The sequence below is a fragment of the Chryseobacterium shigense genome, from assembly GCF_014207845.1.
Lineage (GTDB): Bacteria > Bacteroidota > Bacteroidia > Flavobacteriales > Weeksellaceae > Chryseobacterium > Chryseobacterium shigense_A.
This window is the reverse complement of record NZ_JACHLC010000001.1, coordinates 632,947-645,404: the sequence shown is the minus strand read 5'-3', so window position 1 is coordinate 645,404 and position 12,458 is coordinate 632,947. Positions and strand designations below refer to the sequence as shown.

Genomic DNA, 12,458 nt, shown 5'->3' with positions numbered 1-12,458 from the left:
AATCGAATTAAAAAAGTAATCGTAAGTATTGGGTGGAAAAAATTAGTTATTTACTTTCAATATAAGTATGATTAACCCAATTATTAGGTTGTATATACACCCTGTTTTTTTGAAAGTCTAAGAATATATTGAACCTTTTTATTATTTCATTGCCTAAAATATTCATCCTGGAACCTCCTACCAATCTGCTTTGTGATAAAAGCTGTACAGGAATATCCTTTAAATTTACATTTCCTAATGATAAGGATTGAAGATTGGAAGTAATCACAGGAATTTCTTTTCCCTGAGCATTTTTCATGATCACTTTTTTTATGGTTGTCATCTGATCAGCAGGAAAACCCTGCTCATTCAGTAAAGGACCGTCTAACATAGCTGTTCTTTGATATCCTGTATCAAAAAGATACCAGCTTTTGTTTTTAGACTGTCCTTGTTTAATATCTACTTCTACCAAAAAAACATTATTAAAATATTTCATCTGAAGTGAAGAATATTTAGACTTCACATGAGACGGAAGCTGGGAATGTACAACCATTATTCCTTTATCATGATTCAATTCTACAATCATTCCATCAAATAAATCCCAGCCAAACCTGCCATCTGTACCATGACCGGAAAGCTGCGCAGGGTAAATATTAAGGTTTTGATATTCTTTTTTACCGATCTGCAGAATATTACTGCCTGATTTTAAGGTACTTTTAATTTTATTTTTTAATGTTTCCTGGGTAAGTACAAGCTCACTTGTACCTGTATCAAAATTAAGTAAAAGGGTGTCTGTTTTATTTAGTATGGTCTTTACAAATATGGTATTCTGCTCATTAATCTGAAGTTTCAGGGTATCTTTAAAAGACATTTTGCTAAAGTCTTTCGGAGGTAAAGATTGAATTCTTGTAAGTGCAGAATCTTTATTTTTCAGAAGAATGATAAAGTCTTTTTTTTCTCCTTTTCTGAGTTTTACAGCAATGGAGTCTATATCTGTTTTTACAGTAACCACTTTTTTCCGGGTACTTATTTTGGATACTGTATATACATCGGGTTTAACTTTAGCATCTATATTCCAATCTGTTTTTAAACCGTTATCTTTCTCGTAAATCACGGCTTTGGGCTGATTTGCCTTCAGGACAGGTAATTTATTTTGAGCAGACGAAAAAGACGCTAAAAATGATAACAAACATAAAGATAAAAAAGACTTCATACCTCAATACTATTTAAAATTACATACAAAATTTCCCCAAATAGGTGATTACGACATCTATTGCGGTATTACCTATGGTAGTACCGTCATGAAAACAGTTATCCGTAGGTGCAATATAAAACTGATAAGGTTCCTGCTTTACCTTAATTACGGGATAATCCGGATAATGTTTCAGAAAGTAATCTGTGATATTTTCATTGGTTATTTCCACATCTTTAAGTTCTACTTTCTCTTTAAGCATCTTATACGCCTGCTTCATGGTAAGGTTAATGAACAAGAAATAGCGGGGCTGCTCTCCTAAATTGATGGTAAATCTATTCCCGTACCGGTAGCAGGTATGCAAAGTCATATCTTTGGAGCTGTCTTTATGCACACCTATAAAATGAATATCCTTAAAAGTATAATTTTCAGGCAATTTTCTCTTATTTAAAGAAACAACTTCACTATTGGGATAGTTGGTTGCAATACTCATAAACCTGTAAGGTGCCAATGAAATTTTTTCCAACACTGCATTAAGATGGGTATTTAATTCCTGAACAACTTCTTTATTTTCTATAAATTTCTGAAATGCGTCATTATCTGAAATGGCAGAATGAAGGTTCAGCTTATTGAATATATGTTTAAGCTCTTCAGGAATTTCTCCTATAAAAACAGAGTTATAATCTTTCTTGTTAACATGATCTCCTTTTACAGTATGAAGTTCCTGAGAAGAAAGTTTCCGCCAGTCTCTTTTGGCCAGATGTGCATCAGGTTCGTACTGCGCCCTGAACTTATTGTCGTTGAAAATAATTTCTACGGGTTCGTGTTTTGAGTGATGAACAACCCCGGAATTGATTTCTAAGGTATCTTCCAAATTGTCTCCGTATATTTTGATTCCTGGTTTTAATTTCATAGTCATTAGTAATTATTAAATTCTCCTACAAACACCATTGTTATATCAAACTTTTTATTTCCCAGCGTACTTCCGTCATGAATAAAATTATCCGTTGGAGCAATATAATACTGATAGGGTTTTACTTCTATTCTTATAATAGGATAATCAGGGTACAATGAAAAAAATAATTCTACGATATTATCTGAAGTAACAGAAAGATCCTGGTAATGCTTTTTAACATCGTTATAAATCTGTTTCAATGTTAAATTGACAAAATAGAGATACCGGGATTCTTCACTGATGTTGATAGAGATTCTATTGTCTGATTTATAGGCTGTATTAGGGGTAAATTTTGTGCTTTGGTCTATATGCAGGCCTGTATACTTTATATGCTCCTTATTATGAAGATGAAAAGTAGTGGTATGCATACCTGGAAGGCTTCTTGTAATGCGGTGAAAATGATATTTCTGAGCGTCAGATTTCTGATTAAGGAATTTATTTAAGCCGTTATTAAGCTGCAGTGTAAGCTCTTCATTTTCCTGAAATTTCGGCTGAACATCAAAAAGAGTTTTGCATTCCTCCAGCTTTATTTTTTTAAACAGTGTTTTTAATTCATCCGGAATTTCACCTAATCCTAAAGTATTAAACATTTTATGCTGCCCGGGACCGGATAGAATTTTGTATTCAGTGTCTGCCATATCCCGCCATTCATGATTAGGTAAGTAGGCGTTATCAAAATAGTCGATTCCTGTATTTATAACTTTCTCAGCGATTACTCCACTATTAATTTTAAGCTGCTCTCTCAGGTTGGAACAAGAATCTCCAACCAGGTACATTCCTTTCTTCAGATTCATACTAAACGGTAATACATTAATTTCTCCTTAATCTCAGATTCAATCATAATATCCTCATTTTCTTCTTCCAGTTCGTGTACAATATCATCATAAGAAACTTTTGACAGCTCCATTTCTTCCCTTGTTTCCTGAGGAATTCCATCAATAATATCATTCTGAATAAACGTGATAAGCTTAATCATATCATGGCAATATATAGTAGGATTATCAAAACCTCTGTCGTTGGAATAACGATTGCCTAAAAAACCTCCCCCGCACAGATCATAAATGGAACAGTTAAGGCACTTCTGAGATACCATTGCATGGGCATTTATATAAACATCAAACAGTCTGTCGCTAAAAACATCACCAATGGCATGGGTGTGAATATTAATGTTGTTTCTTGTTATTCCTTCATAGCAGGCCCGTATAAAATCTGCAACTTCTAAATTTCCATTGGTTTCCAGTACAGCAACGCCGTTAATATTTTTACCCAAGATTTGATCTCCTTCATCCTCTCCTACAATTAAATCAATAAGTGTTTTAAAAAACCTTATCTCTACCCGGTCTTTGTCATTCTTCCAGATCTTAAATAGTTCTATAAGCCAGTCTGCATAAGGAGTATAATTTTTGGTATTCACAAATTCTTTTTCCATTCCATCAGGAAGCTGGTCAAAATGGCCATCCGGAAGAAGAATATTAAGGCCGCTTATTTTAAGGCTTTTAATTTCATCGTAAAGTTCACGGGGTGGAATTTTAATATTAATGACAGACAATATTCCATTAAGTCCATAATCCATTCCCAGTATAACAGCTTGTCTAACTTCATCATAAGAGCCTTTTCCATTATGAAAAACACGGTATTTATCATGGTATTCCTTTGGTCCGTCCATACTTATACCTACGCGGATATTCAACTCATTAAACAGCTGATACCAGTTCTCGTCCAGCCCAACCCCGTTGGTTTGGATTACAAAATCGAATCTGTTATCAGGAAGTGTTTTCGTGAAGATTTCAATGGATTCCCGATAAAAATCTTTGGAAATTAAAAGTGGCTCTCCTCCATGAAAAACAATCTGTATATTGTTCAGATTATTTTCTGTACAATATTCACTAAGTTTATCTGCAAAAGTTTTTATGGTGTCAATTGACATAAATTTAGGCTGTTTCAGATAAGTTTTATCACCTAAATTGTACATGTAGCAATACGAGCAGTTGAGATTGCATCTACTTGCAACCTTTAACACAAAAGAAGTAATCATATTATATCTGATAAAAATATAGTTCCCCGTTATTCATTACAACGAAGAACTATAATTTTTAATTTAAGAATTACTAATTAATGCTAGTGCTCGGCTTAGTAGCTAATAAGAATTGGTCAATTCTGTTATAAGCAGCAGAAGCTCCCGTTGCAGCTGTTACATTACAGTTTTCTACGGTCTCAAAACCACGGCCTCCTCCAAAAATAGATTTGTATAAATCTACATTTTCATTTTCAGAAGATTGCATAGCTTTTTTAAGAATGCTTTTCTGTTCCAGGCTGTTTGTAATTTTTAATTTCTTTTTCATGATAAAATAGTTTGTGTTAATAAATTATACTAATTCACCAAATATAGATCTTTTTTCCAAACAACAAAAAGCTTTTACAAAATATTTACTTTTTTTTAACAGATATTGCGAAACCTCCACTTCTAGCCATCTTAAAATTCATTTTTGAATCACTTGTGATGGTTTTTTTGTAGATATTATAACTTTGAGGATTATCAATATAATCTGCATCTTTTCCGTCTTCGTAAACTGTTACCTCATACTTTTTACCTTTGTCAAGGAAAGAGAAATCTACCGTATATTCACGTTTATTCTCATCGGTAATGCCTCCTACAAACCAGTTATCGGTACCTTTTGCTTTTCTGGCTGTAATTACATAATCTCCCGGCTCTGCAGATAAAATCCTGGTATCGTCCCAATCTGCTGCAACATCCTTGATAAACTGGAATGCATCCATATGCTTTTTGTAGTTTTCAGGAAGGTCTGCTGCCATCTGAAGAGGCATATACATTGTTACATACAAAGCAAGCTGTTTCGCCAATGTGGTTTTCACGAAACGTTTATCTCCAGGGAAATAATAATCTAATTTAGTCTGGAAAATTCCCGGCGTGTAATCCATAGATCCACCCATCCATCTTGTGAACGGAAGAACAGTCTGGTGGTCCGGTTTATTTCCTCCGAATGCTTCATACTCAGTTCCTCTGGCTGCTTCTGCGGAAATATAGTTCGGATAGGTACGGCTTTCTCCTGTAGGACGAACTGATTCGTGGGAATTGACCATAATTTTGTAGTCGTTTGCTTTTTCAGCAATTCTGTAGAAATGGTTGATCGTCCACTGTGAATAATGATGTTCTCCTCTTGGAATAATATCGCCCACATAACCTGTTTTAACGGCATCATAACCATACTTGTTCATCAATTGAAAAGCTTTATCCGACCATCTTTCATAGTTGGTTGCAGAACCTGAAGTCTCATGGTGCATAATAAGCTTGATTCCTTTTGAATGGGCATAATCATTGAGCATTTTGATATCAAAATCCGGGTATGGCGTAATAAAATCGAAAACAAATTCTTTGGAATGACCGAACCAGTCTTCCCAGCCAATGTTCCAACCTTCGATCAATAATCCTTTAAATCCGTTTTCAGCAGCAAAATCGATATATTCTTTAACTTTTGTATTGTTGGCTGCGTGCTTTCCATTCGGGGTAAGTTTTGAGAAATCTGTTTTATCCAAATGTACGTTTTCAGCTGTAGAATACGCCCACTGGGATTTTCCAATAATCATTTCCCACCATACACCCATGTATTTTGTAGGGTGAATATAAGAGGTATCGGTATATTTCGTAGGCTCGTTAAGATTGAAAATCATTTTGGAAGCCATCACCTCTTCTGCTTTCGGGGAAACGATAATTGTTCTCCACGGTGTTACCGATGGGGTCTGAATGTATCCTTTTGCTCCCTGTCTGTCTGCAGTAAGATGGGTTTTGAATTTAAAATTCTGAGCATCTACCTCAAGGTGGGAGGCAGGGTAATCCAAGACTGCTGCTTCAGCAACGTTTACATACAAAGGATCTTTGCCTTCTTTTTTAAGCATTAATGGAGACTGTACTGCATTTTTCACTAACGATTGTGAGGCATTGGCATCGAATGCTTTATCCCATCTGGAAGGAATTTCGGAGATTTTTGTTTCCTGATACTGATATTCCTGGGAATCATAATCTGCAACGATCCACCATGCTTTCATGTCTGTAGGAAAATCAATTTCGGAGTCTTCTTCCCTGATTACGAAATAATTCAGGTTTTTCTGCTGTGGGAATTCATATCTGAATCCAAGCCCGTCATTGAAAAGTCTGAATTTTACAACAATACTTCTGTTTGTAGAAGTCTGGTCAAGGGTAACCGCAAGTTCGTTGTAATTGTTGATATAACTTTTCTTTTCACCCAGAACCGGCTGCCATGTTTCGTTTTTGGAATCACGTTTTTCATCTGATTTCGTGAAACCGTTGTTCAGATCAAATTTGGCATCTTCTGCTTTAGCAATTTCAGACGCAAATTTGATGGCTGTGTCTTTAAATAATCTTAATCCTAACTTAGAATCTTCTACCACTACAGCACCATTGTATTTCAGATTGTAATATGGTACTCCCTGTTTCAGCTGGAAATTCATTTCAAATTTACCATCCGGTGATTTCAAAGACTGTGCATTAACACCCGTGAACATCATTGAGAGCAACATCGCTCCAACTGTAATTTTCTTCATAATGACTATTTATAAACTTTAAAAATAAATAAAGTGCTGCGATAAAGCAACACTTTACTATATTATTTATTCTTAAATTATAATGGCTGTATTTTGTAAGTACCCAACTTCAGGTCTACAGAAATTTTATAGCTTCCGCCAGTACCATCAAATAAAATATTACCGTTACTTCCTTTTGGAGCTAGATATCCTGTATTTCCATCTGCTGTAAGATTTCCCCAATCAAGATCTCCCCAGCTCTGCTGTCCTAGAAATTTAAACTGTGAACCTGCAGGAAGTGCAATAGTATGCTCAAATTTGCCTCCACCCAAGTTTGTCATAGGAATAGCTCCTCCGGCATTCCATCCGTTGACTGTACCTACAAGATATAAATTGGCAGGGTTCCAGTTATTGATTGCAGAAGGAGTTACAGTGATAGATTTAACTGTAGCATCTGCATCGATGACAATTTTATACATTCCGGTAGCTCCGTTAAACTGAATATTTTCAGGAGTTGAAGGTGCCAGATTTGTAGACCAGGTTTTAAAGTATCTATTTCCAGAATTCATTCCTGTAACATCCAAGCTATAATTAGTAGGTCCCCAATCTTGCTGTCCTAAAAATCTGAAAGCTTTTCCGTTTTCCAAATAAGTATAAATTGTAGAGAAATTATCCTTCTTGTACAACATTTGTGCTGTGCTTGCACTCCAGTTTACCGCAGAAGCTTCTCCTACAATATAAAATGACGGATAAGCTGTCATATAAGGAGTTACTGTAATTGTCACAACATTGGAAGTGATAGCCGCATAGTTTCCTAATTTTGAAGAAAGCCTAACTTCAATATCCGTTGCAACATTAGGTGCTAAACCGGCATCTAATGCATAATTATTGAATTCTGCCACAGTATAGGTAGCTTTAGTATCACCATCATTCAAATCTACATTTTTAGGACTAGCAAAGTTCGTCCCTTTAACGGCAATTTGAAGCTGATTTTTCTGAGCAACAGCGACACCGTAATCCGGAGCTTTCCAATTGAAAGTAACCGCAGCCTGCGTCTCGTTATTCTTAATCAAAACCAAGCTTGATTTGTCAGAAGTAAGATTTGAAGTTGACGGACTTCCCAATACTACTTTATCTTCATCCTTTTCGCAAGAAATTACCAAAAATCCTAAGACAAAAAGAGTAAATATTTTAAATAAATTTTTCATCGTGATCAAATTTTAAAATTAATAACCAGGGTTCTGAATTAAATTTGGATTAGCAATAATATCTTTTGCCGGAATTGGATAAAGATTTCTATAATCCTCTACACTTTTCCCATCTTTAACACCTCCTTTCCAAGGCCATAGATATGAACCGCTTGTAAACTTACCATAACGGATAAGGTCTGTTCTTCTTGTCATTTCCCAACCTAATTCTCTTCCTCTTTCATCCAGTATATAATCTGTATTAATTGACGCTACTGTTGGTGCTCCTGCACGCGTTCTTAATGCATTTACATAGGTAAGCGCCGTGGCTGCATTACCCCCGCTTCCTCCTCTCAAAGTAGCTTCTGCATACATAAGATATACATCAGCTAATCTGAATAGAGGAATATCCGTATCACAGAAATTTCCTGAAGCATCAGATCCCGGAACTCCGGTACTTGTAAGATTTTTGAATTTAATGAATCCATATCCATCGGTAAATACTCCCAGATCATTAATTTCTAAATTCTGTCCGTTGGTATAAAAATTACCTCTCTGATCAGACGCTGCTCCGGAAAATAAGTTAACATAAGATTTTGTAGTTCTTAAACCACCCCATCCTCCACTAACACCGAAATCAGAAGCAGGCATACTTCCTCCGATACCGGCATGGATAAGATATGTTGTACCACCTGATGTCTGAATGTGAACCCCATCAAATGCAATAGGAAAAATAACTTCAGGGTTGTTCTTATCATTGTCAGCAAGGAATAAGTCTTTGTATTTAGTCTTTAATGAATATCCTGCCTGTATAACTTTATTACAATAAGTAATACAATCTGTGTAATGATTTGAGCCGTTATAAACATTTGAATTCAGATATAGACGGGCCAAAAGAGCCCATGCAGCAGCTTTATCTGCTCTGCCGTATACATTTGCTTTAGGATCTTTCAATTCTCCTGCTACTGCAAGCAACTCGCTTTCAACAAAGTTAAAAAGTTCTGCACGCGTAATTCTTTTAGGCGGGTTTACTGATCCCGGTAAATAGCTTTCGTCTACAAAAGGTACGTTCCCAAACAGATCTAATGCATAATAGTATGATAAAGCACGTAAGTATCTTACTTCAGCTCTCATGTATTTAGCTTCTGCTAAATTAGTCCCTGTAATATTATTTGCTGCTAATTTTTCATCAGTTACATTTCTTAAAAATTCATTACTTGTAGCAATTTGCGTAAAAAGTCTGTAGTAAGCTCCTTCTACAAATTCACTGGAAGAATCCCAGGTCATTTTATGAATGGTCTGAAGTGTTCCGTCATTCCAGGCAATTACTGCTTCGTCAGTAGATAATGTCTGTAAGGTGTATATTACTCTTGTATATTGTGAGAAGTTCCCATCAATTCCATTGATATCTGAATTTCCACCATTTGCAGACTGCCCACCGTTAGCAAATCCTCCGTAAATTTTAGCCAAAGCCATCGGATAATTTGCAAAATCTGTAAAAACACTGGCTGAAGTGACGTCGGTGATTGGCATTTGCTCTAAATCATTGACGCAAGAAGTTACAGTTAAAATACTTACTAGTGCTGCAACTGCTATTATATTTGTTTTAAATCGTCTCATCTTAATTAAAATTGAAAGTTAAATCCTAATGAATATACTTTTGGCATCTGATAATATCCATTATCAATATTCCCGAATACTTCAGGGTCTACTCCTGAATACTTAGTAATTACAAATACGTTTTGAAGCATTGCGTAAACTCTGATGTTACTTCCTTTATAGAATACATCTTTAAAATTGTAACCTGCATTAATATTATCCAGTCTTAAGAAAGATGCATTTTCAACAAAGATATCAGAGAAATATTGCGGACTTGAAAATCTATAATCTGCTGTAGAAGAATATACATTCTGCAAATAGTTATTGGTTGTTAATGACTGGATAGAGCTATTCGATGCAGCATTATTATACACATAATTTCCTAATACAGCTCTTGCACTTAAACCAATGTCCCAGTTGTTATGAGAGAATTTAGTATTAAATCCTATAATAGCATCAGGCTGAGTTGATTTATAGTAATATCTGTCATTAACATCAATTTTACCATCTGCATTTCTATCTACATATAGTCCGTCAATTGGTTTACCGCTATTATCATATACTTGTTGAAATACATAAAAAGCATTTGGCTGACGTCCTACTGTATGAGCCTGAATGGTATTGTTTACCCCTCCTTCAATTCCTCCTACAAGAATTCTGTAAGTTGAATCTGCTCCATTAATAAGTTTTGTAATTTTAGACTTATAATGTGTTGCATTAAATGAAACTTCCCAAGTGGTATTTTCTTTTTTGATAGGAACTACAGTAACGGATCCCTCTATCCCTTTTGTCTGCATATTACCTACATTCAAAAGGTTATGATTACTTAAATCTCCTGCTGCAATCGGCGAGTCCACGATCAGATCTTTAGTATCTTTCTGATAAACATCAATAGAACCTGTGATTCTATTTTTTGCAAAACCAAAATCAATACCCGCATTTTTGGTTGTAGTGATCTCCCAGCCCAAATTCGGATTATAAATTTCCGGTCTCATCATATAGAAGAACTGATCTCCAAACTGATACTGAGCACCGTCAGAACTCATATTATAAGCAGCATAGGACGGATAGTTTCTTGGTTTGTTAGTATCCAGGGTAGGTAATTCCTGCTGTCCCGTTTTTCCCCAACCTGCTCTTAATTTTAAAACATTGATTCCTGTATCTTTCAGGAAATTTTCTTCGTTAATTTTCCAAGCAGCAGATACTCCCGGAAAATTCCCCCAAACATTACTTGTAGTACCGTTATAGAATCTTGAAGATCCATCTCTTCTGATGGAAGCTGATATAATATATTTATTAGCTATGGTAAAAATACCTCTTCCGTAGAAAGATAATAAAATATAATTTGTTTCAAAATTATTGGTTGATGTATTCTGACCTCTACCTTTGAATGTTGTTGATCCAGGAATATTCGTGCGGAAACCCTGATATGCATATCCTGCAGTAAGGTCAACAGAAGTAGAAATTGCATTTATCGTTTTTAAGTAATTAAAATACGTTTCCAGCAATTTATTCTTTTTCTCCATAGTATATTCATTGAATGTACCCAAATCACTCATCCCCGGTCTGTAAAGAGGGCTTACAGTTTTTGCACCGTTACTCTTAGAATAATCATAACCAGCATTTACGTTAAAGTGTAGATCCGGTAAAAAATGGAATTTATAGTCCAACTGAATATTTCCTAAACCTCTCCAAACGGATGACACATCACGAATACCATATAGAAGACCTAATGGATTAGAGTTTCCGTTTACATTCAGACCTGTCACCAGGTTGTTAGGATCTGTCCACTCATAATATCCTCCGTAATTCGAGTTGCCTGAATACACCGGTTGGGTAGGATCAAAATAAGTTGCAGCTTTAATAGCTCCACCATCTGAGAACCTGTTATCAGTAAATGTTCCTTTTGCATTAACATTTACTGCTAAATGATTATCAAAAAATTTCGGATTTAAATTTATTCCTACGGAAGTTCTTTTAAATGAATTGGTTCTTACAATACCATTTTGGTCATTATATCCAATTGATAAACGGTATGGCAACCATTTAACTCCTCCTGAAAGAGCTAAATTATTATCGGTTCCCCAAGCTTTCTGATAGATCTGATTCTGCCAGTTTGTATTGGCTGTTCCCAACCTGGAAGCATTTGTAGCAACAGCAGCATTAGTCTGCGCCATTTCAGTGACAAATGCTCTGTATTCGTCTGCATTAAGAACATCAACATTTCCCATTTTTGTTGAAACAGAAGCAAGTGTTGAAAAGTTAACTTTAAATTTTCCGGCAGTTCCCTTTTTAGTTGTAACTAAGATTACCCCATTGGAAGCTCTGTTACCATAGATTGCCGTAGCAGAGGCGTCTTTTAAAATGTCAAAAGTTTCAATATCATTAGGGTTAATTAATGATAATGGATCTGAAGCTCCGTTAACTCCTGTAAAATCCTGGGGAACCCCATCAATTACAATCAATGGAGAGTTTTCCCCATTTAAAGAAGATGTACCCCTGATCCTGATTTTTGTTCCCGACCCGGGAGCACCACTGTTGTTGGTAATCTGTACCCCAGGTGTCTTTCCCTGGATCAGCTGACCTGCAGAAGTTGCGCCACCGTTGAAATCTTTAGCTGTAACTGAAGTAATGGAACCCGTAAGGTCCGATTTCTTCTGCTTTCCGTATCCAATCAGTACAACTTCCTCGATCTTTTTTTCCTTGGTTATAGAGTCCTGCGCATGCATTATTGAACTGGCCAATAAAAAAGCAGGAGCAATTTTTAATACCGTTGTAAAATTTTTCACAATATCGTTTTTTTAGTTTCGTTTTCTTAATAAGGCTGTACAACCAGCCTTGCAATTTATAAAAAAATTAGAATTACCATAATATTATTGAAAATTTAGATAAATTTATGTAAATTGCTTGTCTAGTCAAAAACCAAATATCTGTTTTTCATAACATTACGTTAACATATGCAAAGCATAACACATTATTATAAATA

9 protein-coding genes are annotated in these 12,458 nt (G+C 35.4%); all 9 read right to left on the bottom strand.

Annotated elements, in window-relative coordinates:
* Positions 1 to 46 precede the first annotated feature (46 nt).
* The 9 genes from HNP36_RS02880 to HNP36_RS02840 all read right to left on the bottom strand — a co-directional run bounded on the left by HNP36_RS02880 (position 47) and on the right by HNP36_RS02840 (position 12,261).
* A complete protein-coding gene (locus HNP36_RS02880) occupies positions 47 to 1,192 on the bottom strand; it encodes a hypothetical protein (RefSeq protein ID WP_228456225.1) in 1,146 nt (381 codons plus the stop codon).
* A gap of 19 nt (positions 1,193 to 1,211) precedes the next feature.
* Positions 1,212 to 2,084, bottom strand: a complete 873-nt coding sequence (locus tag HNP36_RS02875; protein WP_184160610.1) for a hypothetical protein — start codon at positions 2,082 to 2,084, stop codon at positions 1,212 to 1,214.
* 5 nt (positions 2,085 to 2,089) lie between these two features.
* Positions 2,090 to 2,920, bottom strand: coding sequence for a hypothetical protein (locus tag HNP36_RS02870; protein ID WP_184160613.1), 831 nt, complete (start codon positions 2,918 to 2,920; stop codon positions 2,090 to 2,092).
* Positions 2,917 to 4,161: a radical SAM protein gene (locus HNP36_RS02865; RefSeq protein WP_228456223.1), complete on the bottom strand. Its 1,245-nt coding sequence runs from the start codon at positions 4,159 to 4,161 to the stop codon at positions 2,917 to 2,919. Before HNP36_RS02865 ends, HNP36_RS02870 begins: the two co-directional genes overlap by 4 nt.
* 73 nt (positions 4,162 to 4,234) lie before the next feature.
* Positions 4,235 to 4,468: a hypothetical protein gene (locus tag HNP36_RS02860; RefSeq protein ID WP_184160617.1), complete on the bottom strand. Its 234-nt coding sequence runs from the start codon at positions 4,466 to 4,468 to the stop codon at positions 4,235 to 4,237.
* An 85-nt stretch (positions 4,469 to 4,553) separates the two neighbouring features.
* Positions 4,554 to 6,707 (bottom strand): glycoside hydrolase family 97 protein, encoded by a 2,154-nt coding sequence (locus tag HNP36_RS02855; RefSeq protein ID WP_184160619.1) that lies wholly within the window; start codon positions 6,705 to 6,707, stop codon positions 4,554 to 4,556.
* Positions 6,708 to 6,784: 77 nt separating this feature from the next.
* Entirely contained in the window at positions 6,785 to 7,894 is a 1,110-nt protein-coding gene (locus tag HNP36_RS02850) for a SusE domain-containing protein (RefSeq protein ID WP_184160621.1), read from the bottom strand.
* Between the two features lie 18 nt (positions 7,895 to 7,912).
* Positions 7,913 to 9,493: a RagB/SusD family nutrient uptake outer membrane protein gene (locus tag HNP36_RS02845; protein ID WP_184160623.1), complete on the bottom strand. Its 1,581-nt coding sequence runs from the start codon at positions 9,491 to 9,493 to the stop codon at positions 7,913 to 7,915.
* Between the two features lie 5 nt (positions 9,494 to 9,498).
* Positions 9,499 to 12,261, bottom strand: coding sequence for a SusC/RagA family TonB-linked outer membrane protein (locus tag HNP36_RS02840; protein ID WP_184160626.1), 2,763 nt, complete (start codon positions 12,259 to 12,261; stop codon positions 9,499 to 9,501).
* Positions 12,262 to 12,458 lie beyond the last annotated feature (197 nt).

Bases quoted from the DNA above. Each gene is read 5' to 3' on its own strand.
- HNP36_RS02880 (WP_228456225.1), bottom strand. From the start codon at position 1,192: ATGAAGTCTTTTTTATCTTTATGTTTGTTATCATTTTTAGCGTCTTTT.
- HNP36_RS02845 (WP_184160623.1), bottom strand. From the start codon at position 9,493: ATGAGACGATTTAAAACAAATATAATAGCAGTTGCAGCACTAGTAAGT.
- HNP36_RS02870 (WP_184160613.1), bottom strand. From the start codon at position 2,920: ATGAATCTGAAGAAAGGAATGTACCTGGTTGGAGATTCTTGTTCCAAC.
- HNP36_RS02865 (WP_228456223.1), bottom strand. From the start codon at position 4,161: ATGATTACTTCTTTTGTGTTAAAGGTTGCAAGTAGATGCAATCTCAAC.
- HNP36_RS02850 (WP_184160621.1), bottom strand. From the start codon at position 7,894: ATGAAAAATTTATTTAAAATATTTACTCTTTTTGTCTTAGGATTTTTG.
- HNP36_RS02875 (WP_184160610.1), bottom strand. From the start codon at position 2,084: ATGAAATTAAAACCAGGAATCAAAATATACGGAGACAATTTGGAAGAT.
- HNP36_RS02860 (WP_184160617.1), bottom strand. From the start codon at position 4,468: ATGAAAAAGAAATTAAAAATTACAAACAGCCTGGAACAGAAAAGCATT.
- HNP36_RS02855 (WP_184160619.1), bottom strand. From the start codon at position 6,707: ATGAAGAAAATTACAGTTGGAGCGATGTTGCTCTCAATGATGTTCACG.